Origin of the sequence: Reyranella sp. (assembly GCF_004297405.1) — a bacterium.
Classification (GTDB): domain Bacteria; phylum Pseudomonadota; class Alphaproteobacteria; order Reyranellales; family Reyranellaceae; genus Reyranella.
In genome coordinates, this window is record NZ_SCVC01000021.1 from 264,314 (window position 1) to 288,133 (window position 23,820).

The window sequence follows — 23,820 nt, forward strand, 5'->3', positions numbered from 1 at the left end:
ACCGCCGCTAGGCGAGGCCAATATCGCGCGCTAGGCTTATTTCCATAAATCCTGAACAACGGAGAATGGGATGGCTGTTCTCAACGTCAACGGCAAGGCGCTCGATCACAACGCCGAGCCGGATACCCCCCTGCTTTGGGTGCTGCGCGAACAACTCGGCCTGACCGGCGCCAAATATGGCTGCGGCATCTCCCAATGCGGCGCCTGCACGGTGCATGTCGATGGCGTGGCGACGCGGTCCTGTGGCGTGCCGGTCAGTGCGGTGGCCGACAAGAAGATCGTGACCGTCGAGGCCTTGGCAACGAACGGCACCTTGAACAAAATCCAGCAGGCCTGGGTCGCGCTCGACGTGCCCCAATGCGGCTACTGCCAGACCGGCATGGTGATGGCGGCGACGGCGCTGCTGGCCACCAATCCCAAGCCGACCGACGCCGACATCGACGCGGCCATGACCAACATCTGTCGCTGCGGCACCTATCAGCAGGTGCGCGAAGCGATCCACGCCGCGGCGAAGGCCTAAGGGAGGAGGGCGCATCATGACGATCCAGACATCCCTCGGCCGGCGCAACTTCCTGGTCAGCAGCGCGGCCGTCGCCGGCGGTTTCTCGCTCGGCTTCCACGTTCCCTTCCTCGATGACGGTGTGGCGAACGCCCAGGCCGTCAAGGAACTCAACGCCTGGGTGGTGATCCATCCCGACGACAAGGTGGTGGTCCGTATCGCCCGCTCCGAGATGGGGCAGGGCACGCTCACTGGCCTTTGCCAGCTCGTGGCCGAGGAACTCGAGTGCGACTGGAACAAGGTGACCTGGGAATATCCCACTCCCGGCGAGAACCTGGCCCGCAACCGCGTCTGGAAGAACTTCTCGACTGGTGGCAGCCGCGGCATTCGCGAAAGCAACCAGTATGTCCGCGAAGGCGGCGCCATGGCGCGCGAGATGCTGATCGCCGCTGCCGCCACGCAGTGGAAAGTGCCGGCGAGCGAATGCAGCGTCGACAAGGGCGTGATCACGCACAAGGACAAGAAGCTCACTTATGGCGCGGTTGCCGCGGCGGCAGCCCAGCTCGAGCCGCCCAAGGAAGTGAAGCTCAAGGACCCCAAGGACTGGAAGATCGCCGGCAAGCCGCTGCTGCGGCTCGACACGGTCGACAAGGTCACCGGCAAGCAGATCTACGGCATGGACTACACCATGCCCGGCATGCTGATCGCCACTGTGCGTGCCTGCCCGGTGATCGGCGGCAAGCTGAAGAGCTTCGACGCCGCCAAGGCCGAGAAGATGCCGGGCGTGAAGAAGGTCCTCGCGATCGACGGCAATGCCGTCATCGTCGTGGCCGATACCTATTGGCACGCCCAGGCGGCGCTTGCGGCCGTGACCACGGAATGGGATGTCGGCGAACTGGGCAAGGTCCAGCAGGCGACGATCAATGCCATGCTGAAGGAAGGCCTCGACGCCAGCGAAGCTTTCGTCGGCAACAAGGCGGGCGACGCCAAGGCCGCGATTGCCGGTGCCGCGAAGAAAGTGGAAGCAACCTACAGCTTCCCCTACCAGCATCACGTCACCATGGAGCCGATGAACGCCACGGCGCGCTACACGGCCGACAAGTGCGAGGTCTGGTGCGGCACGCAGAACGGTGAAGCAGCCCTCGCGGCAGCCTCCGAGGCCTCCGGCCTGCCTGTTGCCAAGTGCGAGGTCTACAAGCTGTTGCTGGGCGGCGGCTTCGGTCGTCGTGGCCGCTCGGACTATGTCCGCCAGGCCGTGCTGGTCGCCAAGGAGATGCCCGGCACGCCGATCAAGCTGATCTGGTCGCGCGAAGAGGACATGACGCACTGTCAGTACCATCCGATCACGATGGCCAAGCTGACCGGCGGCCTCGATGCGCAAGGCAATCTGGTCGGGCTGCAGATCCGCATCTCGGGCCAGTCGATCCTGGCCTCGTTGTTACCGCAGAACCTGCAGAACGGCATGGACCCGGTGGTCTTCCAGGGGCTGATGCAGTCTGGTGTTGAGGCAGCCTATGGCTATGAGCTGCCGAACCTGCTGGTCGATCACGCCATGCGCAACCCGCACATCACGGCGGGCTTCTGGCGCGGTGTGAACGTGAACCAGAACGCCGTGTACATGGAATGCTTCATGGACGAGCTGGCCGCAGCCGCGGGCCAGGACCCGCTGGCCTTCCGCATGAAGTACCTGAAGCCCAAGTGGGCGGCGGTGCTGAAGGCGGCGTGCGACAAGGCTGGCTACGGCAAGCCACTGCCAGCGGGCCACTTCCACGGCATCTCGCAGGTCATGGGATACGGCAGCTACGTCGCCGGCGTTGCCGAGGTTTCGGTGAGCCAGGATGGTACGCTCAAGATCCACAAGATCACGGCAGCGACCAACCCGGGCCATGTCGTGAACCCGGCGCAGATCGAGCGCCAGGTTGCGGGCTCGTTCGTCTACGGTCTGTCGGCGGCGCTCTACGGCGAGATCACCGTCAAGGATGGCGTCGTAGAACAGACCAACTTCGACAGCTACAACGTGATGCGCATCGACGAGATGCCACAGGTAGAAACGGTGCTGGTGCCGACCCATGATTTCTGGGGCGGCGTCGGCGAACCGACGATTGCGGTGGCGGCACCTGCAGTGCTGAACGCGATCGCCAAGGCGACGGGCAAGCGAGTGCGCAACCTGCCGCTGATGAATCAAGACCTCAAGAAGGGTGCTTGATGCATCGTCTGCTGCTGCCGGGCCTGGCTGCGGCATTGCTGTTGGCGGGCGGTTCGACCTGGGCGGTTGACGGGCCGCCCGGAGGACCGCCGGGCGCGAGTTCGTGCACTGGCTGCCATGCGAGCGCGAAGATCACCGATTCGGTGATCCCGCGCATCGCCGGGCGCAAGGCGGCGGACATCGTCACCTTCATGCGCGAGTATCGAAGCGGCGCCTGGCCGTCGAGCGTGATGGGGCGCATTGCCAAGGGCTTCGACGACCAGCAGATCGACGCCATTGCGGCCTGGTTTGCCGCGCAGCCGGAGTAGCGTTGCATGTCGACGCGTCGACATTTCCTGAAGCTCGGTGCAGCAGCGGCTATGGCACCTGCCGTCGTTTCGGCGCAGGGCGCCGGCGCAGGCCGTGTCGTCGTGATCGGTGGCGGCTTCGCTGGCGCCACGGCCGCGCGCACCCTGAAGACGCTGGAGCCCAAGCTCACCGTCACGCTGGTCGAACCCAATCCCGTCTACACCTCGTGTCCCTTCAGCAACTCGGTGCTCGCCAACCTGCGCGAGATCGAGCAGCAGCAATTCCGCTATGACGGCGTCAAACGTGCCGGCGTCACCGTCGCGGAGACCAGCGCGACGGCGGTCGACGTCGATGCCAAGGCCGTGACCCTGGCCGACGGCAACCGGCTTTCCTACGACCGGCTCGTGATGTCTCCGGGTATCGACTTCAACTGGACCGCCATTCCCGGCTACGACGAGGCGGCGGCGCAGAAGATGCCACATGCCTGGAAAGCCGGCGCACAGACGGTGTTGCTGCGCCAGCAGCTCCAATCAATGCAGGATGGTGGTCTCGTCGTCATGTCGGTACCGGCCAATCCGTTCCGCTGCCCGCCAGGTCCTTACGAGCGCGCCAGCCTGATCGCCTATTGGCTCAAGATCTGGAAGCCGAAGTCGAAGTTGCTGCTGCTCGACGCCAAGGACGCCTTCTCCAAGCAGCGCCTGTTCCAGAACGGCTGGGCGGAACTCTATCCCGGCATGATCGAATGGGTGCCATTGAGCCAGGGCGGCAAAGTGACATCGGTCGATCCCGCAACGCTGACTTTGGTCACCGAGTTCGGCAGCCACAAGGCGGCCGTTGCCAACGTCATCCCGCCGCAACGCGCCGGAGCCATCGCCGCGCAGGCCGGCGTGGCGGACCGCACGGGCTGGTGTCCCATCGAGCCAGTCGCCTTCGAGTCGACCCTGCGTCCCGGCATCCATGTGCTGGGCGATGCGGCGATCATGGGTGGCATGCCCAAGTCGGCTTTTGCCGCGAACGCCCAGGCCAAGGTCTGCGCCGCCGCGATCGTCGAATTGTTGGCTGGCCGCAAGGCCCCGGATCCGATCCTGATCAACACCTGTTACAGCCTTGTCGCGGCCGACTACGGGATCTCCATCGCCGGCGTCTATCGGCCGACCAACGGCCAGCTCGCCGACATCCCGGGCGCTGGTGGTGTCAGCCCGCTCGAGGCCGTGGGCGGCCTGCGGGGTCAGGAAGCGCTCTACGCGTCGAGCTGGTTTCGCACCATCACCGCCGAGGTCTACGGCTGACGCCATGTGGAGCCGGCATCTGCTCGCCCTTGCATTGGCCTTGGCGGCGCCGGCTGCGCTGGCTCAGGAGATCGTGGGCGATGCCATTCCCAAGTCGTTGACCGGTCAGCCTGGCGATGCCGCGCGTGGACGCGCCATTGTGGCTAATCGCAGTGTCGGCCTCTGCCTGCTCTGCCACAGCGGTCCGATCGCGGAGGAGCGCTTCCAGGGCGATCTCGCGCCAAGCCTGGCCGGGGCAGGGACGCGCTGGTCGGCGGGCCAGTTGCGCTTGCGCATCGTCGATGGTTCGCGTCTCAATGCCGACACGATCATGCCGCCCTACTATCGGACGACCGGGTTGCAGCGCGTCGCCCGCAACTTCGAAGGCAAGACCATCCTGACGGCTGCCCAGGTCGAGGATGTCGTGGCCTATCTCGTGACCCTGAAGGATTGAATGGATCGACGTCGTTTCCTTGCCGGCACTGCCGTTCTTGCCCTCCTGCCGTTCGACCGCGCAGCGGCAACGCCCGACGCCATGGCCGAAGCCATCCGCAAGGTCGTCGGTGGTGCAGTCGTGCGCGAGGAGCGGGTCAAGCTCGACATGCCGCCTCTGATCGAGAACGGCAACACCGTTCCGCTCACCGTGTCGGTCGAAAGCCCGATGACGGACGGCGATTATGTGAAGGCCATCCACGTCTTCAACGAGAAGAATCCGCAGCCCAACGTCCTTTCAGCGAAGCTCTCGCCGCGCACCGGCAGGGCGGTGGTCGGCACGCGGATCAAGCTGGGCGACAGCCAGAAGATCGTGGCCATCGCCGAAACCAGCGACGGCAAGTTCTGGAGCGCCAGCGCCGATGTGATCGTGACTCTGGCCGCCTGCCTCGAGGAGTCGACCTGATGGCCAACATCCTCGTCAATGCACCGAAGACGGCCAAGCGCGGCGATGTGGTCGAGATCAAGGCGCTGATCATGCACCCCATGGAGACCGGTTTCCGGCCCGGCCCCAACGGTCAGATCATTCCGCGCAACATCATTGAGCACTTCACCGCGACCTGGAACGACGCAGAAATTTTTGCGATCGAGATGTCGCCCGCGATTTCGGCCAACCCCTTCATCTCCTTCTTCGCCGTCGCGACCGAAAGCGGCAAGATCCGTCTGCGCTGGACCGGCGACCAGGGTTTCGCCGTCGAGGAGCAGGTCGCGATCACCGTCGAATGACTGCCCTGCGCTTCAGTATCGCGCTTCTCGTCGTGTTCGGTACGTCGCTCGCTCTCGCGCAGGGCGGTGAAGACAAGCGCCGATCCGGCTATCAGGATATGGGCGCCGCCCTCCAGCAGATGCAGGACGACGACACGGCCAATCCCGGCATGCTGTTCGTTCAGCAGGGCGCGAAACTGTGGGAGCAGCGCGTTGGCGCGGCCGACAAGTCCTGTGCCGACTGCCACGCCGCAGCGAACGTCAGCATGAAGGGCGTGGCGGCGCGCTATCCGGCGATCCCGCCTGGCGCCGACAAGCCCGTCGATCTCGAAGGGCGCATCAACCTTTGTCGCGTCGACAACCAGAAAGCTGTACCACTGCCGCTTGAAAGCCAGGACATGCTGGCACTTCTTGCATTCGTGTCGCGGCAATCGCGGGGCCTTCCCATTGCGCCGCCCGACGATTCACGACTGGCGGCCTGGCGCGAGCAGGGCGCGGAGATCTACGGGCGCCGGCAGGGTCAGCTCAACCTCTCCTGCGCCATCTGCCATGACGACAATGCCGGCAAGAAGCTCGCAGGGGTGACTATCCCCCAGGCCCACCCCACCGGCTATCCGATCTACCGCCTCGAATGGCAGGGGCCGGGCACGCTACGTCGGCGGCTGCGCAACTGCCTGATCGGCATCCGCGCCGAACCCTACCCGGCAGGAGCGCCCGAGTATGTCGCCCTGGAGCTTTATCTCATGGACCGCGCCAAAGGCATGGTCATGGAGTCACCGGGCGTCAGGCCTTGAGAGTTTTGTTGTGCAGTGCAGCGGCGTAGGTCGCGCTTAGAAGCCTTCCGGATTGCCGATATACATGGCGTATGGCTTCTGTTGCTCGCCGTTCGATGCTCGCGTCGCTGCCGGGACTGATGCTGCTGCGCGATGCGGCTGCAGCGCCCACGAAGGTGAGTGTCGGCACTGCCTCGGAGGGAGGTGCCTTCGTCCTCTACGGCGGCGCTTTGATCGACGCCCTCAAATCGGTAGAGCCATCGCTCGAGATGCGGGAGCGCATGACGCGCGGCACGCTCGACAATGTGCCGATGCTGGAACGTGGCGAACTCGATATCGGATTCGTATTCGGCGAAGTGGTGCACGAGTTGTTCTCGGGCGTCGGCGGAGCGACGACGAAGCTCACCGTCATCTCGGTCATGTATCCCACTCCCGGCATGTTTGCCGTGCGGGCCGACAGCCGCTACCGCTCGATCACCGATCTTCAGGGCCGACCGGTCGTCTGGAATGCGCGCGGCTCGGGGCTTGCCGTTCAGGGACGCTACGTGATGAGCGGCATGGGCCTCGACGTCGACACGTACTTCGACTCGGTCTACCCGGAACAGCTTTCCGACGGGCCAGCCATGGTGATCGACGGTACGGCATCGGCGCTATGGGGCGGCGGCCTGCGCTGGCCGGGCTTTGTCACTATCGCCAATAATCCCAACGGCGTGCGCTTCGTCGTACCGACGCCAGAGGAAACGGATCGCATCCTGGCGAAGTACGACTTCCTTCGCCGCTTCACGGTGCCGGCTGGTCTTTATGCAGGGCAATCCGAGCCGATCCAGAGCGTGGGCTCGTGGAGTTTCATCCTGGCACGGGCCGACCTCGACGAAACCGTCGGCTATCGGTTGGCGGCGGGCCTTCATCGCGTCGAGCGCGCCGGTCTCAGCCCACGCCAGCTCGGACAGAGCACGGCAAAGAACACGCTCGCGGCCGTATCGTCACCCGACGTGCTGCATCCTGGCGTCAGGCGCTTCTATCAAGAGCAGGGGCTGATCAAGTAGGCGGCGGCCCCCTGGGAGAGGAAATTCTCTCTCGACACGCTGGCAGAGGTATTTCTACCGCCGGGCGCCGGCAATTCGACCGCGCGTTTCATTGCTGCTGCTGTGAGCTGGCCTCTACAGTCAGGCTATGTTGAGCCTCGCCACCAGTCTCGTTGCCCGTGCTGCCCGCCTGATCCAGGCGGCTCAGGACGAGCCCTCCCTCTGGACCATCTCCGTGCACGGCCGCGTGGTCGGCTCGCTGGTCTGTGAGGCTGGAGCATGGCGGCTGTCCTGGTTCAACGGCGCCGATCCGCGGCTGGCGAGCCATGCCGGTCCGGTGGATGGCGACATCGACGGGTTGGCCGAGACACTCAGCCTTCGGCTCGGCGCCCCCGTGCGTCTGGAGTCGCTTCCGGTCTAGACTGGCCGCAGGCCGACCACAGGTATTTCAATCATGGATGCGATCGACAGGAAGATCGTGGCTCTCCTCCAGGAGGATGCGAGCCTTTCACTGGCGCAGATTGCGCATCGGGTCGGGCTGTCACAAAGCCCGTGCTGGAAGCGAATCCAGCGCCTCGAGAAGGCCGGCATCATTCTGAAGAGGGTGGCGCTGATATCGCCAGAATCGATCGGCATGGGGCTGACCGTATTCGTCTCCATCGAAACCGGCGACCATTCCTCGGCCTGGCTGTCAAAGTTCGCCCAGACCGTCACCGCCATGCCCGAGGTGATGGAGTTTCACCGCATGGCCGGCGATATCGACTACATGCTGCGGGTCGCGGTGACCGACATGCAGGCCTACGACGCCTTCTACAAGAAGCTGATCGACACCATGCCGCTCAAGAACGTGACCTCGCGCTTCTCGATGGAGCGCGTGAAGTCGACCACGGCCTATCCGATCGCTACGGACCTCAAGCCGACGCGCAAGCGCTAGGCTCTCCTTCTGAGGGCGTCGAAGAGCCGTCGCGCCGGTCGTGACAGGTGGTGGGAATCGCGGACGCAGAGGGTGAGCTGGCGTGCGGCCCAGGGCTCGGCGATGCGCACCATGGCGAGCGGCAGGGCGCGCCGCTGACGGCGGGCCGTCGCCTCCGGCACGATGCCCACACCGACCCCGGCCGCCACCATGGCGCATACGGCATCGAGACTGTTGGCCCTGACCCTGAGCCGCATCGCTCGCCCCAGCCGCGCCGCGTGCCGGGCCACATGCTCGTCGAGTGCCGTGCCGCGTGTCAGGCCGACAAAGTCGAGGTCGAGCAGCTCGGCGAACCCGACCTGACGCTTGCCGGCAAGGCGATGGCCTGAGGCGACGGCCAGTACCAGCCGGTCGGGGCGGAAGGGATGGCTTTCGAGGCCGGGCACGAGCGAGGCTTCGGTAGCGATGCCGATATCGGCGTCGCCTGCTGAGATCGCGGCGGCGATCGCCGGGCTTTCGCGATCCTCGAGATCGAGATCGATGCTTGGATTGGCCGCCAGGAAGTCCGCCAGCAGCGCGGGCAGGTGCTCCGACATGGCGGCGGTGTTGGCGAGCAGCCGCACGTGACCCTTGAGGCCGCGCGAATAGGCGCCCAGCTCACCGCGCATCGTCTCGATCTGCTGCAGCACGATGCGCGCATGGTCGAGCAGGGCGCGGCCGGCATCGGTCGGCTGGACGCCGCGCCGGCCCCGCTTGAGGAGCGGCACGCCCAGCACCTCTTCCATGCCCCGGATGCGTGCGCTGGCCGACGCCAGCGCCAGGTGTGTCCGTTCGGCGCCGCGCGTGATGCTTTCTGTCTCGACGACATGGCGGAACAGGCGGAGGTCGGTGAGATCGAAGCGCATATGCTCCTCTCTGAGTCAGCCTTCGTATAGAACGAAGGCATACTCCGTATTCTCCACATTGCCGGTCGTGCCGTCTCCCGCCATGTGTGGGCCATGACGGCGACCGTTCTCGTGTTCGTCCTGGCGGTTTTCGTCCTGGCCGGCTTCGCCAAGGGCATCATCGGCCTGGGTCTGCCCACGATCTCGATGGGCCTGCTGGCGGTAGTGTTGCCTCCGGCCGAGGCTGCTGCGCTGCTGATCCTGCCGTCGCTCGTCACGAATGTCTGGCAGATGGTGGACGGCCCCCACCTCCGCTCCGTCCTGCGCCGCCTCTGGCCGCTCAATCTCGGGGTCTGCGTCGGCACCTGGGGAGGGGCGGCCTTCCTGTCGGGCCTGGGCGGTCCTTACGGGGCTTTGGCTCTGGGGGTGGCGCTGATGGCCTATGCCCTTTCGGGCCTGGCCGCCCTGAAGCTCGCTGTACCTCGCCGCACGGAGCCTTGGCTCGGCCCGCTGACCGGCGGCGTAACGGGCGCCATCACGGCGGCGACGGGCGTCTTCGTGATCCCGGCCGTGCCCTATATGCAGGCGATCGGGCTGCAGAAGGACGCGCTGGTGCAGGCGCTCGGCCTCTCCTTCACGGTCTCGACCCTGGCTCTGGCGGTGACCTTGGCCGGCGAACGGGCCTTCACCTGGGAGCTGGCCTGGCCCTCCCTTGCGGCGGTCGTCATTGCGCTTCTAGGCATGCGGCTCGGCCAGGCCGTCCGGGCCCGCCTGTCACCACAGACCTTCCGGTTCTGGTTCTTCGCCGGGTTGCTGGCCCTCGGCGCCTATCTCGCAGCGCGCGGGCTGATCTAACCGGCCGATGGACGGTCAGGCCGTGCCGGGTTTACGGTCCGGGATCGAATTCCGCCCCGGAGCGTTTCCATGGCCGTGCACGCCCTCAAGACAGCGAAAGTCGCCAGCCTCCGATCGCAGGTCTCGCCCGAGGAATGGCAAGCCCGCGTCGATCTCGCCGCCTGCTATCGGCTGATGGACCTCTACGGCATGTCCGACCTGATCGCGAACCACATCTCGGTCCGCGTGCCCGGCGAAGACAATGCCTTCCTGATCAACGCCTACGGCCTTCTCTACGAAGAGATTACCGCGTCGAGCCTGCTGAAGATCGACCACGAGGGCAACATTCTCGCCAAGCCGGAATTCCAGGGCGGCTTGGAATACGGCGTCAACCGCGCGGGCTTTGTGATCCACAGCGCCATCCACATGGCCAAGCACGACGTCGCCTGCGTGATCCACACGCACACCTGGCCGGGCATGGCGGTCTCGACCATGGAATGCGGCCTGCTGCCCAACACCCAGACCTCGATGCGCTTTGCCAAGATCAGCTACCACGACTTCGACGGCGTCGTGCTGGACACGGCGGCCCGCGAAGCACTAGTGGAGAGCCTCGGCGACAACAACGCCATGATCCTGCGCAACCACGGCCTGCTGACGACCGGCGCCACGATCCCCGAGGCCTTCAACGCCATGCATCGGCTGGAGCTGTCCTGCAAGACGCAGATCGCGGCCATGTCGTGCAATACCAAACTGATCGAGGTTCCAGCCGAGGTGGTCGAGGCGACCTACATGAACTACCAGCCCCATGTCCGCCGGCCGTTCGGCCTGTTGGACTGGCCGGCGCTGCTGCGGAAGCTTGACCGGATCGATCCCGGCTTCCGCGACTGATTGGATACACCGCACAGCTCTCTGCGGGCCTTCGCGGCCGTCGCCTGCGGCTACTGGACGGCGCCCGGCTACCGGGGCGTCGCCTGGCTGCTGACCGCCGGCATGACGGTGTTCGGCATCGTCAATGTCGCGATCGCGCTGTGGCTCAACATCTGGAATCGCGACTTCTTCAATGCCCTGGAGAAGCGCGACACCACTGAGCTCGTCGAGCAGCTCTACATCCTGGCCGCCATCGTCGCGTCGGCAGGCATTGCGGTCGCCATCCAGCTTCACATCCGTCGCCGCTTGCAATTCAACTGGCGCGCCTGGCTGACCCACGTCACGACGCTGCGCTGGCTGAACTCGGGGCGGCAGTATCAGCTCAGCCTCCTGGCCGAGGAATGCGACAATCCCGATGGTCGTATCGCCGAGGATATCCGTATTTCCACGGAGTTCGCGGTCGAGTTCGCCCAGAGCATCCTGCAGTGCGTTCTGCAGCTCATCACCTTCCTGGGTGTGCTCTGGGTCCTGTCGGGTGACCTGCCCATCACCATCGGCGGCATGGCGTTCAACTTGCCGGGCTACATGGTCTGGGCCGCCGTGCTCTATGCCCTGTTTGGTTCGATCCTCACCTATGCGCTCGGTCGAGGTCTGATCGAGGCTGGCAACGTACGTCAGGGGCGCGAGGCCGACATGCGGTCGGTCCTGATCCGTGCCCGCGAGAATGCCGAAGGCATCGCCCTGATGCGTGGCGAGCAGGATGAGCGTGATCGGCTCAAGGAGTCGGTCGGTGACCTACGTAAAGCCTGGCATGTTCAGACACGTGGCCAGGGCAGTCTGGCGCTGCTGACCAGCTCGCTCGCCTACCTCGCGCCGGTCGTGCCGCTGGTCGTTGCCCTGCCACGCTATCTTGGCGGTGAGCTCCAGCTCGGTGGGCTCATGCAGACAGCTCAGGCCTTCTCGAGTGTGCAGTGGGCGTTGTCATGGTTGATCGACAATTTTTCGAAGTTTGCCGATTGGCGCGCCTCGACTGACCGTGTGGTCCACCTTCACGTAGCGCTTCACGAGCTTGAGGAGACGGTAGAGGCACCAAACGGCGAACGCATCGACGTGACGCCAGGCGAAGGTGACAGGTTGATCCTCCGCGAAGTCGGGTTGTCGCGACCCGACGGCGAAACGTTGGTGGCCGAGGCGGAGGTCGAGATTGGCCGCGGCGAGCGCGTTCTTATTCGCGGCAAGTCCGGCAGCGGCAAGAGCACCATAATGCGCGCCGTCGCCGGCGTCTGGCCGTGGGGCAGCGGATCGGTCGAGCTGCCACGTGGCGAGATCGCTTTCATGCCGCAGAAACCCTACTTCCCGCTCGGCACCTTGCGCGAGGCGATGCTCTATCCCAAGGAGCCGAATGGCATCTCCGACGACGATCTGCGCGAAGCGCTGCACGAAGTCGGGCTCGACCATCTGCGCGGCCGCCTCGACGAGGATGAGCGCTGGGATCACATTCTTTCCGGCGGCGAGCAGCAGCGCGTCGCTTTCGCCCGCACCCTCATCCACAAGCCGGACTGGATCTTCATGGATGAGGCGACCTCGGCGCTCGACGAGGTAGGGCAGGAGAACGTGATGCGGCTCCTGATGGAGAAACTACCCGAAACGGCGGTGGTGAGCATTGGCCACCGGCCAGGCCTCGAACTGTTCCATACCCGCGAACTCGAGCTCGAGCCCGGCAAGAAAGGTGCGGAGCTGAAGCCGCATGGCAAGCCCCGGTCGCTCAGCGACCTCTACCGCCGCATGGCCATGCACAGCCGCTCGACGCCGCGCGAGCCTGGTTTCTGGGCCAATGTCAGGGCGAACCTGATCGGCCGTTGAGCGCCGTCATCCGGAGCGGCGAAATTTCCGACGGTAGGGAACTTTTTGCCCGCTCCGTAATTATCGAGCTGGTTGCTTGCGAATTCTCCTGCAAGCGGGGGAGCCTCCATGAACCTATCCAAGCCCGGATACTGGACGCTGCTTATGGCCAGCGCCGCACTGGCGAGCCTCACCATTGCATACGCTCAGCAACCGCCCGTAGCGGCGCCACCGCAGCGCGGGGCGACCAGTTATGCGCCGGTCGACATCAAGGAGCCGTTCGCAACGACCCTGGCGCGTATGAAGGCGGCGCAACCGGAGATTCAGAAGCGGCAAGCTGATCTCCTCGCCGAACGTTACGATCTCGCCAACCGAGCGGCGTCGGGCGTGACCATGACGCGCGGCAAGCCGGTGCAGGAGGGAGTGAGAGTCAAGCTGCCGACCGGGACGACCTGGGATCAGCTCGCCAACTTCAGTCCGACGGAAATCCGCGACAGAAACCTCTTCCCCAAAGGCTTCCTGCCCCTTCCGCATCCCAACCACGCTGAAGGCGGCATGCTGTTCCCCAAGTTCGAGATCGAGGAGCTGAAGAAGCAGGAGGCTCGCGACCTCACGCGATTCGACCTGGAATTCGATCTGCCCGACCATGTTCTGCCAGAATTCCCGGCGCCGATTTTCCTGACGACGCGGCCCGATCTCGGCGATGTGTCGCAAGGCAAGCTGGTCACCATCGATAACTACTATGAGCTGTTCAACGGCATCCTGAATCCCAAGCAGATCGAAGGACTGCGGCTGCTGGTGACGCCGTTCCCCCAGCAGCAATTCAATCAGACCGAGGATCGCCGGTCGGAGAAGGCGAGCCGTGGCGTCGCCTGCCTGGACTGCCATGCCAACGGTCATACCAATGCGGCAACGCATCTGGTGGGTGACATCCGTCCACAGGAGTTCCGCCATCGCATCGACACGCCGCCCCTCCGCGGCGTCAACATACAGCGGCTGTTCGGGTCGCAGCGGGCCTTGAAGACGGTCGAGGACTTCACCGAGTTCGAGCAGCGCGCCGCCTATTTCGACGGCGACCCGGTGATCGCGACCAAGAAGGGCGTCAACATCCTGGAGCGCGGTAGCCAGGTCCATTTCATGGGGGAATTCCAGTCGCTACTGGACTTCCCGCCGGCGCCAAAGCTGAACGTGCTCGGCAAGCTCGATCCCGCGAAAGCAAGTGCCGCCGAGCTGCGCGGGCAGGACATCTTCTTCGGAAAAGGCCAGTGCGGCACCTGTCACGTCGCGCCGTTCTACACCGACAACCTGATGCACAATCTTCAAGCCGAGCGCTTTTTTAAACCGGTGATGATCAATGGCAGGTTTGCCACCGCTGACGGTCCGATCAAGACGTTCCCGCTGCGCGGCATCAAGGACTCGCCGCCCTATCTGCATGACGGACGGTTGCTCACGCTTGAGGATACGGTCGAGTTCTTCAATCTCGTGCTCGGCACCAAGCTGACGACGCCGGAGAAACAGGATTTGGTGCAGTTCCTGCGCGCTCTCTAGGTTCCAGCTCGCGGCTTCAGCTCCATTCCATAAATAAGCGTCGGAACCATGCCTGATTGAAGGGAGGCGGCCCATGCCATCGGTGAAGAACATCGTTCTGGTCCACGGTGCCTGGGGTGATGGCTCGCATTGGCGTCGCGTCATTCCACCGCTTCACGCCAAGGGTTATCGCGTCTCGGCGGTGCAGAACCCCCTGACTTCGCTGACCGATGATATCGACCGCACCGCCAAGCTGGTCGCGATGCAGGAAGGCCCGACCTTGCTGGTCGGTCACTCCTATGGCGGCGCGGTGATTACTGGCGCCGGCCACGCCCCGAACGTCGTAGGCCTGGTCTATGTTGCGGCGTTTGCGCCGGATGAAGGCGACAGCCTGGGCAGCATCTTCGCCCGGCGCGACGCACCGGCGGGCGCGGCGAATATCCGGCCCGACAAGAACGGATTCCTGTGGATCGCAGCCGACAAGTTCCGTGAGAGCTTCGGCCAGGACGTCGACGAGACCGAGGCGCTGGTGATGGCTGTAACGCAGAAGCCGATCGCCGCGCGCTGCTTCGAGGATAAGAGCGGCCCACCCGCCTGGAAGACCAAACCGAGTTGGTATCAGGTGTCGACCGCCGACCACATGATCCCGCCGGAAACCGAAGCCTGGATGGCCGAGCGCATAGGGGCACGCAAGACCGTCACGCTGCCTGCCAGCCATGCATCGCTGGCCTCGCAGCCCGATGCCATCGTCGCCCTGATCGAGGAAGCTGCCAACTCAGCCACGTAGCACGCACGTTGATCAAGAATCGTAGTGACGATCCGTGCGTTGGACGACCCGGACCAGCAGCGCCGTCGACCAGCCAAACATCATGATGCCGACGGCGGACTCGATCGCGCCGGCGATGCGGTGGGCGGGGGACAGGTTCAGCTCGCTGGCGCCCAGTGTCGTGAAGCAGGCGAGCGAAAAGTAGAACGAATGGGCGAAGCTGCCGAGCTCACCCCAATCGTAGTAGAGTAGCGCCCACATCATGACCTGCAGGACATGGCCCGCCATCAACACCAGCACCGCCAGTACGCTGTGCAGCAACATGTAGGAGGTCTTGTGCACCGTCGCGCGCGGTGTCGGGATGACATCCATCAGCCAGCTGAGCGCTAGCTGCGCCATCGCCTGCACCATGCCGGTGGCGCCGACCATGGCGACACCGCGCAGAATGCGCCCAAGAGGTGACAGTTCCTCCATCAGGCTGCCTTTTGCTTACCCAGCAAGTGATCGGAGATGATGCGCTGCTGGATCTCCGAGGTGCCCTCGAAGATCTTGGTGAGGCGGGCATCGCGCCAGTAACGCTCCACGGCATGCAATGTCGTGTAGCCCGCGCCACCGAACACCTGCAGTGCCTCGGAGGTGACGCGCTCGGCCATTTCCGAAGCGAAGAGCTTCACCATGGCGGCCTCCTTGTCGCAGCGACGCTTCTGGTCGATCTCGTCGCAGACGAAGTACATGAGCTGCCGCGCCGCTTCGATGTCTGTCGCCATACGGGCAAGACGAAAGCGCGTGTTCTGGAAATCGCCGATTGCTTGGCCGAATTGGCGGCGTTCCTGGGCGTAAGCGGTGGCATCTTCCAGCGCACCACGGGCGAGCCCGATCGAGCGGGCGGCGGTATGGGCGCGGGCGCGCTCCAGGCCGGCTGAGATGTAGTAAAAGGCGCGGCCTTCCTCGCCGATCAGGGCAGAGCCGGGCAGGCGGCAATCGTCGAAGGCGAGCTCCCAGGTCTTCCAGCCGAAGTACCCGATCTTGGGAATAGGCGCGCCCTTGACGCCCTTGGGCAGGGTGCCGCGCGGCTTCTCGATCAGGAAGGAGGAGAGGCCGACATGCTTACGCTTGGCGTCAGGGGCGTCGGAGGTGCGGGCGACCAGCATGATGTAGTCCGCGCCGTCGGCGAAGGTGCACCAGTATTTGTTGCCGTTGATCACCCAGTCGTCGCCATCCTTGCGCGCCCGGCAGGAAATGCTGCCGAGATCGGAGCCGACATTGGGTTCCGACATGGCGGCGGCGCCCAGAAATTCGCCGCGAGCAGCGCGGGGCAGGAAGACGGCGCGCTGCGCGTCGGTCATGCCGCGCCCGGCGCTGAGGCCGTTGCCGCGCGCGATGATGGAGGCGACGCTCATCCAGGCGCGCGCCAGTTCCTCGGCGATCAGGCAGTATTCGAAGACGCCCAGCCCCATCCCGCCATATTCCTCGGGGATCACGATGCCGAAATAGCCCATGTCGGCCAGCTTCTGGATCAGCTCGGGTGGGATGTCGCCCTTCTCCGGATCGAGCTTGTTGGCGACTGGCAAGACCTCTTTCATGGCGAAGGCGCGGGCCGTCTCTTGGATCAGGCGGCGCTCTTCGGTCATGTACCCCATGGCGTTTCTCCTCACATTGCCGCAGCATAGTAGCCAATTCGCCCTGCGTGAGGAGACGCGCATGCTGAGATCGTTGCTGGGAGCATTTGCGGCTTTCCTCACTGCGACATCTGTTCAGGCGCAAAACCAGGCAGCGGAATGGCCGAGCAAGCCGATCACCGTGCTGATGGGCTTCCCGGCGGGCTCGGGCGTCGATGTCATCGCGCGCATGCTGCAGCCCTCCCTCGAGAAGTCTCTCGGTCAACGCCTGGTCATCGACTACAAGCCGGGCGCCGGGGGCAACGTTGCCTCGGAAGCCGTGGCTCACGCCAAGCCCGATGGCTACACCTTCCTTTTGGGGACGGCCGCGACACACGGCGTCAACCCGGCGCTCTATCCCCGACTGTCGTTCGACGTTGAAGCTGACTTCACGCCGATCTCGACCCTGGTCGATGTTTCCAATGTACTGACGATCAACCCCACGGTGATCGATGCTACGTCGGTGAAGGATTTCATCGCCAAGGTGAAGGCTGCACCCGGTAAGTACAACTACGCGTCGACGGGCAACGGCACGGGCACACATCTTGCCTTCGCGGAATTCGTGCACAAGGCCGGCCTCGACATGGTGCATGTCCCTTACAAGGGCGGACCCGACGCCATCCAGGCGGTGTTGAAAGGCGATGTCTGCTGCATCTTCAATCAGGTGCAGACGGTGTTGCAGCACGCCAAGGCCGGCAAGGTGAGGCTGCTCGGTGTCACGACGAAGAAGCGAGTCGCGGCGATCCCCGATGTGCCGACGATCGACGAGGCCGGCGTGCCGGGCTACGAGAGTTACACGTGGTTTGCGATCTTCGGGCCCAAAGGTCTCGACCGGCCGATCGCCGAGAAGATGAATCTCGCCATCAAGACGGCGCTCGACGATCCCGAGACACAAAAGAAGCTCGCCGAACTCGGCAATACGCCGCGCTACGAGACCCTGGACCAGTTCAAGGCGACGGTGAAAGCCGATCGCGCCAAGTGGGCCGAGGTCGTGAAGCAGGTCGGCGCCAAGGTCGATTAACTGCGCGGTTTTACCGGCTGCCGCAGGATGGTCTTGAGCTTGGCAGGCTCGGTCTTGCGGGAGTCGCTGAGATAAATCTCGTGATGCCGCCCGGCGAAGGTCAGGCCCTGCGACGGCATCACCTCGTCATGCAGCCTGGCAAGCGTCGGCGCCTCGTCGTCGTAGCTGCCAATGTGCAGGATCTGCAGGGACGGGCCTTCATCGAAACGTTCGAAGCGCAGGCTTGCCGGTGGCGCCCCGAGTTTCTTCTTCGACTTCTCGACGGCGGCTTCGAACAGGGGGCGAACGATGAAATCAGGCGCCATGATCATCATGGTCCAGCGCCAGCGGTCTTTGCGGCGCGCGACGAAGTCCGCCGGATCGTCGGCCCACCACAGGCCTTCGAGCGGTGGCACCGCATAGTCCTTCTTGTGGGCCACCTTGGTGGCGAACTTCATGGCGTAGCTCGTCGAATAGAGCCATTCGATCGCCTGTTTGTAGGCGGAGGCCGTATTGGGATCTCCCGCGCCATCGACCATGACGAACTGCATCGCGGGTACGTCAACCGAGACAAAGCGGTCGCGCGGCGCCGCATAGAGAGCAGGCAGCGCCTTCTTGAAATCGATCTTCGCGAGCGGCGTCACGCCCGGGCGTCCTCGCGGATCATCGCCGCACCCTTCTCGCCGATCATGATGGTAGGGGCGTTGGTGTTGCCGGTGGTGAGTGTCGGCATCACCGAAGCATCGATCACGCGCAGGCCTTGGAAGCCGTGTACACGCAACCGCGAATCGACGACGGCGCGTGGGTCTTCGCCCATCTTGCAGGTGCCGACAGGGTGATAGAGCGTGTTGCCGGCGCGGCGAGCATAGGCCAGCAGGTCGGCATCGCTCTGGATATCGGGGCCGGGCTGGATCTCGCCCACGCTGTGCTGCGCCAGCGCCGGTGCCGCAAAGACGCGGCGCACCTTTTCGATGCCGCTCAGCAGGGCCAGCTCGTCGGTGCGTGCCGAGAGATAGTTGGGATGGATGGCCGGCCGGGCGAAGGGATCGGCCGAGGTCGCCATGATGGTGCCGCGGCTATCGGGCTTCACGACACAGACCACGCAGCTCATGCCCGGCAGCTCGTCGAGCTCGCCGAACTTCACGGGATGCGAACTGCCCGGTGTGAACAGGAGCTGCAGGTCGGGCGAGGCAAGGCCTTCGCGGCTGTCGCAGAAGACCTGGGCCGAGGTGACGCCGAAGGTCAGCGCGCCGCGGCCGGTGAGGGCGAAGCGCAGCACTTCCGGCACCACGCGCGGGAAGCGGGCGATCTGATTCATCGTCTCTGCGCCCTGCACGCGATGGACGACACGCACCACGTAGTGGTCGATCAGGTTCGCGCCTACACCCGGCAGGTCGTGGACGACGGGGATGCCGAGCGACTGCAGATGCGCCGCCGGGCCGATGCCGGAGATCTGCAGGATGTGCGGTGAGTTCACCGCGCCGCCCGCCACGATCACCTCGCGGTTGGCGCGCACTTCTGTGAGCGTGCCGTTGCGCTGGAAGGTGGCGCCGACACAGCGCTTGCCCTCGAACAGGAGCTTGCCGGCTTGAGCGTCGGTCTCGACCCTGAGGTTCGGGTAGCGACGGGCCTCGCGTAGATAGGTCTGCGCCGTCGAGCCGCGCCAACGGCCGCGCCGCGTCATCTGCGAGTAGCCGACGCCGTAGCGCTGCTTGCCATTGAGATCGGGATTGAAGGGAAAACCCGCCTGCTGCGCGCCTTCGACGAAGCGATGGGTGAGCGGCAGGATGGTGCGATAGTCCTCGACCTTGAGTGGTCCGCTCTGGCCACGCACGCTCGCGTCGCCGCCCTGCGCGTATTGCTCTGACTTCATGAAGTAGGGCAGCACTTCGTCCCAGCTCCAGCCGCGGCAACCCATCTGCGCCCAGCCGTCGAAGTCGGCCGGTGCGCCACGCACATAGAGCATGCCGTTGATCGAGCTCGAACCGCCCAGCGTGCGGCCGCGCGGCCAGTCGATGCGGCGCTCGCCCGAACTCTTCTCCGGCTCGGTGGTGAAGTTCCAGTTCACGACCGGATGGCGGATCAGCGAGCGCACGCCGGCCGGGATATGGATCATGGGATGGCTGTCGCGCGGGCCGGCTTCGAGCAGGATCACCGACGCGCCGGTTTCGGCAAGCCGCGCGGCGGCGGTGCAGCCGGCCGATCCGGCTCCTACGACGACATAATCCGCCTGCATGGCGTTTACTCCCTTCAGAGCGTGCCCGAGCGCTTCTCGCGCGCGACGAAGTAGTTGGTCGGCGCGAGTTCCGGGTCCTCCTGCTCGACCATGTTCTGGACGTGGCGTGCGACATCGGCGGTGAAGAGATCGTGTGAGATCGCCTGCACGACCCGGGTGGAGCCGACGAACAATCCCGGGATGTCACCGGCCAGCGCGCCGTGGCTCAGGATGCTGCCCCAGTTGAAGAGGTGGATGTTGGCAAGCAAGGGGGCGCGGCCCGGTTCTTTCTCGATCAGCTCGAACCCGCGACCGACATAGGGATAGCGGGCGGCTTCGGCATTCGCCCTGGCTTCCTCCGGTGTTCGCACGTCGCTCCACAGCTTGGTGTCAGGCGCGAAGGCTGCCAGCTCTGCAACGCGCGCGAGATCGACATCGAAGCCCGTGCCCATCAGCACGACATCGAAACGCTCGGTGCCCTTGGTGGTCTTCACCGTGACACCGTCAGTGTCGGTCGTGAGATCAAGCCAGGGTTCGCCGAAGCGGAAGGAGAAGCCCTGGAGCTTCTGCGCCCGTAGGACCGATTCGTGCGGCGGCGGCGAGCCGGCCGCCAGCATGTAGGTGTAGATCTTCCAGCGCCAGTCGTCGTCCAGCATGCCCTGGCCACGCTGGAAGCCCGGGAACGATACGCCCTTCGCCTTGTTGACCTGCGGCAGATGCGATCGACGGGCAAAGCAGATCGCTTCGCGCGCGCCGGCTTCGAGTGCCGTGCAGGTATTGTCGATGGCCGTTGCGAGCACGCCCAACACCCCGATGCGCTTGCCGACGAGTTTGCCGAAATCGATTTCTTCCAGGGTATGGAACACGCGACCGGCGCGCTTGGGGTCCGCTGGGTCGAACGACGGAAAGGACGGCCAGCGAAACCCACCGGCGCCGTCGCGGCCATTGGCCATCACCAGCTTGCGGACATGGATCGTTTCGCCGGTCGAGAGTGTCACCTTCAGGAGATCGCCAGCCGGCTCGACCTTCTGCAAGCCAACATCGTTTTCGACCTGCAGATCGACGACCCGGCGGACCCACAGGAGGTAACGCAGCCAGTCGAGCCGATCGATCTTGTAGAGCTTCTCCCAGCCGTCCCGCCCGTGCTGCGCTTCATACCAGGCGCGAAAGGTGAGGGAGGGTACACCGAGATCGGGGCCGGTGAGGTGCTTGGGAGAACGCAGGATCGGCATGCGCGCCGTGGTGTTCCACGGGCCTTCATGGCCATTACCATTGCGCTCGATCACGCGGATGTTGCGGATTCCTTCGCGCAACAGGCCATAGCCCACCGTCTGGCCGCACATGCCGGCGCCCACCACCAGCACGTCGAGGACGCGCTTGCCGTTGGGTCCCGTGCGCTCGGGCACCCAATTGGCCGGCGGGTAGTTCAGCCTTAGAAGATCGTGGCGCGCCGTTTCTTCCAGCGCATCCAGGCCTAGCGATTGCGGCTCGACAAGAGCGACCATACCGTGTTTCTCACCCTATTCTGGTTCCATAGCAGGGACGCAGAGCGGAAGGGAGAAGAGTCTATGCGCGGTCGTCAGGTTTTCTTCGAGACGCTGGCCAATCACGGTGTCGATCGAATCTTCGGCAATCCTGGCACCACCGAGAGCCCGCTGCTCGACGGGCTGCTCGATCATCCGCAGATCAAGTACGTCGTTCATCTGCACGAAGGCGTCGCGACCGGCGCCGCCAACTTCTATGCCCAGGCGAGCGGCAAGACCGCGTTCGTGAACCTGCATGTGGCGCCGGGTCTAGGCAATGCGATCGGCGCCATCTACAGCGCGTGGAAGAACAACTCGCCCATGGTCGTGACGGCAGGCCAGCAGGATACGCGGCTACGGCTGCGCGATCCCGTTCTCGGCCACGACCTTGCCGCGATCGCAGCACCCGTCACCAAGTGGAGCGTGCAGGTCGAGCGCGCCGACGAACTGGGCCCAATCCTGCAGCGCGCGTTCAAGATCGCCAACGAGGCGCCGGCCGGCCCGGTCTTCGTGGCGCTGCCCATCGACGTGATGGAGCAAGAGACCAACGTGCCGGCGGGCAGGCCCGGCCATTCCTTTACGGCAACGCGCCCCGATCCGGCCGGTATCGCCGCGATGGCCAAGCTGCTGGCGGCGGCCAAGGCGCCGGCCATCGTCGCAGGCGACGATATCGCCCGGGCCAGCGCGCACCGGACCCTGGTGAAGCTCACCGAGAAGGTCGGCGCCTCTGTGTGGTTCGAGGGCCTGCGCGGTCAGAACTCCTTTCCGACGGATCATCCGGCGGCGCGCGGCACCTTGGCATTCGACGCGCCGGGCATTGCCAAGCAACTCGCCGGCAACGATCTCGTGCTGATGGTGGGTGGTCCCTTCTTCGAGGAAGTCTGGTACGCGCCGGGCTCGCCATTCGCCGCAGGCACCAAGGTGCTGCAGATCGAAGCAGCACCGTCGCGGCTTGCCTACAATTTCGCGCTCGATGCCGGCGTGGTGTCGGATGTTGGCGCCGGGCTGGAGGCGCTGATGAGCGCGCTGGGAGCCCAGGAGGTCGCGGGCGCGAAGCAGCGCAACGATGCGCTCAAGGCCCAGAAGGAAGCCGAGGACGCGGCCCAGAAAGCCCGTGTCGAAAAGGCCTGGGCGCGCACGCCGACGTCGATGGCGCGCGCCATGGCGGAAATCCGCGCCGGTGCGCCTAAGGACGTGATCGTGGTCGACGAGACCATCACGGCCAATCTCGACCTGTTCAAGGCCTTCACCTTCGCCGGCCCGGGCGACTATTACAGCGGCCGCGGCGGCGGCATCGGGCAGGGATTGTCGGGAGCCATCGGCGTTGCGGTGGCGGAGAGCAAGCGGCCGGTCCTTTGCATCTCGGGCGACGGCTCGTCGATGTACTCCATCCAGGCCCTGTGGACCGCGGCGCATCACGACCTGCCGATCGTGTTCGTGATCCTGGCGAACCGCGAGTATCGCGTGCTGAAGCACAATATCGATGCCTACCGCGCCCGCTTCGACGTGAAATCGAACAAGCCCTACATGCACATGGACCTGAACGGTCCGACCATGGGCTTCGTCGACATGGCCAAGGGCATGGGTGTTGCCGGCACCTATGTCGCCAAGGCGGACGACATCAAGGCGGCGGTGGCGGCCGCCTTCGAGTCGGGCAAGCCGCACTTGATCGAGATCGAGATCGAAGGAAAGCGCTAGGGCAAGGGCGCGCGACTACAATCGCGCGCCCTTCTCGTCCTTACTTCTGGAATGCCCTGACCTTCGCCTGGTGCGCCCGCGCGGCGGCGGTGAGCATGGGCAGGTCATTGCCGGAGAGTAGAAAGCGCATGCCCTTCTCCGTGTAGAGCTTCAGCAGCTCTTCCGTGTAAGCGCCGCCCATGCCCGGCCACTTGCCGTGTTTCTTGCAGGCGGCCACGACCTTGTCGACGGCGGCCTGGATCTTCGGATTGCCGGTATCGCCGGGAATGCCCATTTCCATCGAGAGATCGCTCGATCCCATCAGCAGGCAATCGATGCCGGGAACGGCGGCGATGGCCTCGGCATTCTCGACCGCCTTGGGCGTCTCGATCATCACGGTGATCAACGTGTTGTCGTCGATCTTCGTCGTCATCTCGCCGAGTGGCATGGGCGCATAGTCGAACTGTGCCTGACCACCGCCGACCGAGCGATGGCCGCGCGGCGGATAGCGCAGTTTGTCGGCGATCTCCTTTGCTTCCTCCGGCGTGTCGACATGCGGGATCACGACGCCCAGCGCACCACCATCGAGCACGCGCGTCGCCATCGTGAGTTCGCCGTAGGGCACGCGCACGATCGGTGCGATGCCGGAATCCTGGGCGGCCACGGAGATCTCACAGGCGGTCTCGATCGACATCGAACCATGCTCCAGGTCGATGAACAGCCAGTCGAAGCCTGCCGCTTTCATCACCTTGATGATGTCGACATTGCGGACAAGCCGGATGCCGATGCCAATCGACAGTTCGTTCTTCTTCAGCCGCGCCTTGGCAGCATTGACAGCGATTGCCATATCTCCTCCCG

Annotated in this window: 25 protein-coding genes; 18 read left to right on the top strand and 7 right to left on the bottom strand. The window is 64.8% G+C overall.

Annotated features, from left to right (window positions below; genetic code table 11):
- Positions 1–70 precede the first annotated feature (70 nt).
- The 11 genes from EPO50_RS14875 to EPO50_RS14925 all read left to right on the top strand — a co-directional run bounded on the left by EPO50_RS14875 (position 71) and on the right by EPO50_RS14925 (position 8,190).
- The gene (locus EPO50_RS14875) at positions 71–520 is read left to right on the top strand and encodes a (2Fe-2S)-binding protein (RefSeq protein ID WP_296345304.1); all 450 of its coding nucleotides are present in this window, start codon (positions 71–73) and stop codon (positions 518–520) included.
- A gap of 16 nt (positions 521–536) precedes the next feature.
- Positions 537–2,705 carry a molybdopterin cofactor-binding domain-containing protein gene (locus tag EPO50_RS14880; protein WP_296345308.1) on the top strand — a complete coding sequence of 723 codons (2,169 nt, stop codon included), beginning with the start codon at positions 537–539 and terminating at the stop codon, positions 2,703–2,705.
- A complete protein-coding gene (locus EPO50_RS14885; protein ID WP_296345310.1) occupies positions 2,705–3,013 on the top strand; it encodes a cytochrome C in 309 nt (102 codons plus the stop codon). The genes EPO50_RS14880 and EPO50_RS14885 overlap by 1 nt, the downstream gene beginning before the upstream one ends.
- Positions 3,014–3,019: 6 nt before the next feature.
- Complete coding sequence (locus EPO50_RS14890; protein ID WP_296345312.1) at positions 3,020–4,282, top strand: NAD(P)/FAD-dependent oxidoreductase; 1,263 nt, start codon at positions 3,020–3,022, stop codon at positions 4,280–4,282.
- A gap of 4 nt (positions 4,283–4,286) precedes the next feature.
- Entirely contained in the window at positions 4,287–4,715 is a 429-nt protein-coding gene (gene soxX / locus EPO50_RS14895) for a sulfur oxidation c-type cytochrome SoxX (RefSeq protein WP_296345314.1), read from the top strand.
- Positions 4,716–5,159 (top strand): SoxY-related AACIE arm protein, encoded by a 444-nt coding sequence (locus EPO50_RS14900; RefSeq protein WP_296345316.1) that lies wholly within the window; start codon positions 4,716–4,718, stop codon positions 5,157–5,159.
- On the top strand, positions 5,159–5,479 hold the full coding sequence (soxZ, locus tag EPO50_RS14905; RefSeq protein ID WP_296345317.1) for a thiosulfate oxidation carrier complex protein SoxZ: 321 nt from the start codon (positions 5,159–5,161) through the stop codon (positions 5,477–5,479). The genes EPO50_RS14900 and soxZ overlap by 1 nt, the downstream gene beginning before the upstream one ends.
- Complete coding sequence (gene soxA, locus EPO50_RS14910) at positions 5,476–6,252, top strand: sulfur oxidation c-type cytochrome SoxA (RefSeq protein ID WP_296345319.1); 777 nt, start codon at positions 5,476–5,478, stop codon at positions 6,250–6,252. The genes soxZ and soxA overlap by 4 nt, the downstream gene beginning before the upstream one ends.
- Before the next feature lie 71 nt (positions 6,253–6,323).
- Positions 6,324–7,277, top strand: a complete 954-nt coding sequence (locus EPO50_RS14915; RefSeq protein ID WP_296345321.1) for a TAXI family TRAP transporter solute-binding subunit — start codon at positions 6,324–6,326, stop codon at positions 7,275–7,277.
- 127 nt (positions 7,278–7,404) lie between these two features.
- Positions 7,405–7,677 carry a hypothetical protein gene (locus tag EPO50_RS14920; protein WP_296345323.1) on the top strand — a complete coding sequence of 91 codons (273 nt, stop codon included), beginning with the start codon at positions 7,405–7,407 and terminating at the stop codon, positions 7,675–7,677.
- A gap of 33 nt (positions 7,678–7,710) precedes the next feature.
- Positions 7,711–8,190 (top strand): Lrp/AsnC family transcriptional regulator, encoded by a 480-nt coding sequence (locus tag EPO50_RS14925; RefSeq protein ID WP_020698253.1) that lies wholly within the window; start codon positions 7,711–7,713, stop codon positions 8,188–8,190.
- Here EPO50_RS14925 and EPO50_RS14930 read toward each other — a convergent pair.
- Positions 8,187–9,074 (bottom strand): LysR family transcriptional regulator, encoded by an 888-nt coding sequence (locus EPO50_RS14930; RefSeq protein ID WP_296345325.1) that lies wholly within the window; start codon positions 9,072–9,074, stop codon positions 8,187–8,189. The two genes, EPO50_RS14925 and EPO50_RS14930, sit on opposite strands and share 4 nt — an antisense overlap.
- Positions 9,075–9,167: 93 nt before the next feature.
- On the opposite strand from EPO50_RS14930, the gene EPO50_RS14935 reads away from it, so the two are divergent.
- The 5 genes from EPO50_RS14935 (at position 9,168) to EPO50_RS14955 (ending at position 14,910) form a co-directional block, all read left to right on the top strand.
- Positions 9,168–9,908, top strand: a complete 741-nt coding sequence (locus EPO50_RS14935; RefSeq protein ID WP_296345328.1) for a sulfite exporter TauE/SafE family protein — start codon at positions 9,168–9,170, stop codon at positions 9,906–9,908.
- A 69-nt stretch (positions 9,909–9,977) separates the two neighbouring features.
- Entirely contained in the window at positions 9,978–10,775 is a 798-nt protein-coding gene (locus EPO50_RS14940; RefSeq protein ID WP_296345330.1) for a class II aldolase/adducin family protein, read from the top strand.
- Positions 10,776–12,617, top strand: a complete 1,842-nt coding sequence (locus EPO50_RS14945; RefSeq protein WP_296345332.1) for an ABC transporter ATP-binding protein/permease — start codon at positions 10,776–10,778, stop codon at positions 12,615–12,617.
- Between the two features lie 108 nt (positions 12,618–12,725).
- The gene (locus EPO50_RS14950) at positions 12,726–14,144 is read left to right on the top strand and encodes a cytochrome B6 (protein WP_296345334.1); all 1,419 of its coding nucleotides are present in this window, start codon (positions 12,726–12,728) and stop codon (positions 14,142–14,144) included.
- 73 nt (positions 14,145–14,217) lie between these two features.
- Complete coding sequence (locus EPO50_RS14955; protein WP_296345336.1) at positions 14,218–14,910, top strand: alpha/beta hydrolase; 693 nt, start codon at positions 14,218–14,220, stop codon at positions 14,908–14,910.
- A gap of 12 nt (positions 14,911–14,922) precedes the next feature.
- On the opposite strand, the gene EPO50_RS14960 is transcribed toward EPO50_RS14955, so the two are convergent.
- Both EPO50_RS14960 and EPO50_RS14965 read right to left on the bottom strand, forming a co-directional pair.
- On the bottom strand, positions 14,923–15,363 hold the full coding sequence (locus tag EPO50_RS14960; protein WP_296345337.1) for an ion channel: 441 nt from the start codon (positions 15,361–15,363) through the stop codon (positions 14,923–14,925).
- Positions 15,363–16,529, bottom strand: a complete 1,167-nt coding sequence (locus EPO50_RS14965) for an acyl-CoA dehydrogenase family protein (protein WP_296345340.1) — start codon at positions 16,527–16,529, stop codon at positions 15,363–15,365. The genes EPO50_RS14960 and EPO50_RS14965 overlap by 1 nt, the downstream gene beginning before the upstream one ends.
- 61 nt (positions 16,530–16,590) lie before the next feature.
- On the opposite strand from EPO50_RS14965, the gene EPO50_RS14970 reads away from it, so the two are divergent.
- On the top strand, positions 16,591–17,568 hold the full coding sequence (locus tag EPO50_RS14970) for a tripartite tricarboxylate transporter substrate binding protein (RefSeq protein WP_296345342.1): 978 nt from the start codon (positions 16,591–16,593) through the stop codon (positions 17,566–17,568).
- On the opposite strand, the gene EPO50_RS14975 is transcribed toward EPO50_RS14970, so the two are convergent.
- The 3 genes from EPO50_RS14975 to EPO50_RS14985 are packed head-to-tail and all read right to left on the bottom strand — an operon-like array spanning position 17,565 to position 21,267.
- Positions 17,565–18,191: a GyrI-like domain-containing protein gene (locus tag EPO50_RS14975; protein ID WP_296345344.1), complete on the bottom strand. Its 627-nt coding sequence runs from the start codon at positions 18,189–18,191 to the stop codon at positions 17,565–17,567. The two genes, EPO50_RS14970 and EPO50_RS14975, sit on opposite strands and share 4 nt — an antisense overlap.
- Positions 18,188–19,783: a GMC family oxidoreductase gene (locus tag EPO50_RS14980; RefSeq protein WP_296345346.1), complete on the bottom strand. Its 1,596-nt coding sequence runs from the start codon at positions 19,781–19,783 to the stop codon at positions 18,188–18,190. The genes EPO50_RS14975 and EPO50_RS14980 overlap by 4 nt, the downstream gene beginning before the upstream one ends.
- Positions 19,784–19,797: 14 nt before the next feature.
- Positions 19,798–21,267: an FAD/NAD(P)-binding protein gene (locus EPO50_RS14985; protein WP_296345348.1), complete on the bottom strand. Its 1,470-nt coding sequence runs from the start codon at positions 21,265–21,267 to the stop codon at positions 19,798–19,800.
- 63 nt (positions 21,268–21,330) lie between these two features.
- Here EPO50_RS14985 and EPO50_RS14990 point away from each other — a divergent pair, with 63 nt between their 5' ends.
- Positions 21,331–22,983, top strand: a complete 1,653-nt coding sequence (locus EPO50_RS14990) for a thiamine pyrophosphate-binding protein (protein WP_296345349.1) — start codon at positions 21,331–21,333, stop codon at positions 22,981–22,983.
- Positions 22,984–23,023: 40 nt separating this feature from the next.
- Here the strand turns inward: EPO50_RS14990 and EPO50_RS14995 are convergent, their stop codons facing one another.
- Entirely contained in the window at positions 23,024–23,809 is a 786-nt protein-coding gene (locus EPO50_RS14995; protein WP_296345351.1) for an aldolase/citrate lyase family protein, read from the bottom strand.
- Positions 23,810–23,820 lie beyond the last annotated feature (11 nt).

What these genes read in the sequence shown, in the direction of transcription:
- EPO50_RS14875 (WP_296345304.1), top strand. Translation starts at nt 71, where the DNA reads ATGGCTGTTCTCAACGTCAACGGCAAGGCGCTCGATCACAACGCCGAG.
- EPO50_RS14880 (WP_296345308.1), top strand. Translation starts at nt 537, where the DNA reads ATGACGATCCAGACATCCCTCGGCCGGCGCAACTTCCTGGTCAGCAGC.
- EPO50_RS14885 (WP_296345310.1), top strand. Translation starts at nt 2,705, where the DNA reads ATGCATCGTCTGCTGCTGCCGGGCCTGGCTGCGGCATTGCTGTTGGCG.
- EPO50_RS14890 (WP_296345312.1), top strand. Translation starts at nt 3,020, where the DNA reads ATGTCGACGCGTCGACATTTCCTGAAGCTCGGTGCAGCAGCGGCTATG.
- soxX (WP_296345314.1), top strand. Translation starts at nt 4,287, where the DNA reads ATGTGGAGCCGGCATCTGCTCGCCCTTGCATTGGCCTTGGCGGCGCCG.
- EPO50_RS14900 (WP_296345316.1), top strand. Translation starts at nt 4,716, where the DNA reads ATGGATCGACGTCGTTTCCTTGCCGGCACTGCCGTTCTTGCCCTCCTG.
- soxZ (WP_296345317.1), top strand. Translation starts at nt 5,159, where the DNA reads ATGGCCAACATCCTCGTCAATGCACCGAAGACGGCCAAGCGCGGCGAT.
- soxA (WP_296345319.1), top strand. Translation starts at nt 5,476, where the DNA reads ATGACTGCCCTGCGCTTCAGTATCGCGCTTCTCGTCGTGTTCGGTACG.
- EPO50_RS14915 (WP_296345321.1), top strand. Translation starts at nt 6,324, where the DNA reads ATGGCTTCTGTTGCTCGCCGTTCGATGCTCGCGTCGCTGCCGGGACTG.
- EPO50_RS14920 (WP_296345323.1), top strand. Translation starts at nt 7,405, where the DNA reads ATGTTGAGCCTCGCCACCAGTCTCGTTGCCCGTGCTGCCCGCCTGATC.
- EPO50_RS14925 (WP_020698253.1), top strand. Translation starts at nt 7,711, where the DNA reads ATGGATGCGATCGACAGGAAGATCGTGGCTCTCCTCCAGGAGGATGCG.
- EPO50_RS14930 (WP_296345325.1), bottom strand. Translation starts at nt 9,074, where the DNA reads ATGCGCTTCGATCTCACCGACCTCCGCCTGTTCCGCCATGTCGTCGAG.
- EPO50_RS14935 (WP_296345328.1), top strand. Translation starts at nt 9,168, where the DNA reads ATGACGGCGACCGTTCTCGTGTTCGTCCTGGCGGTTTTCGTCCTGGCC.
- EPO50_RS14940 (WP_296345330.1), top strand. Translation starts at nt 9,978, where the DNA reads ATGGCCGTGCACGCCCTCAAGACAGCGAAAGTCGCCAGCCTCCGATCG.
- EPO50_RS14950 (WP_296345334.1), top strand. Translation starts at nt 12,726, where the DNA reads ATGAACCTATCCAAGCCCGGATACTGGACGCTGCTTATGGCCAGCGCC.
- EPO50_RS14955 (WP_296345336.1), top strand. Translation starts at nt 14,218, where the DNA reads ATGCCATCGGTGAAGAACATCGTTCTGGTCCACGGTGCCTGGGGTGAT.
- EPO50_RS14960 (WP_296345337.1), bottom strand. Translation starts at nt 15,363, where the DNA reads ATGGAGGAACTGTCACCTCTTGGGCGCATTCTGCGCGGTGTCGCCATG.
- EPO50_RS14965 (WP_296345340.1), bottom strand. Translation starts at nt 16,529, where the DNA reads ATGGGGTACATGACCGAAGAGCGCCGCCTGATCCAAGAGACGGCCCGC.
- EPO50_RS14970 (WP_296345342.1), top strand. Translation starts at nt 16,591, where the DNA reads ATGCTGAGATCGTTGCTGGGAGCATTTGCGGCTTTCCTCACTGCGACA.
- EPO50_RS14980 (WP_296345346.1), bottom strand. Translation starts at nt 19,783, where the DNA reads ATGCAGGCGGATTATGTCGTCGTAGGAGCCGGATCGGCCGGCTGCACC.
- EPO50_RS14985 (WP_296345348.1), bottom strand. Translation starts at nt 21,267, where the DNA reads ATGGTCGCTCTTGTCGAGCCGCAATCGCTAGGCCTGGATGCGCTGGAA.
- EPO50_RS14990 (WP_296345349.1), top strand. Translation starts at nt 21,331, where the DNA reads ATGCGCGGTCGTCAGGTTTTCTTCGAGACGCTGGCCAATCACGGTGTC.
- EPO50_RS14995 (WP_296345351.1), bottom strand. Translation starts at nt 23,809, where the DNA reads ATGGCAATCGCTGTCAATGCTGCCAAGGCGCGGCTGAAGAAGAACGAA.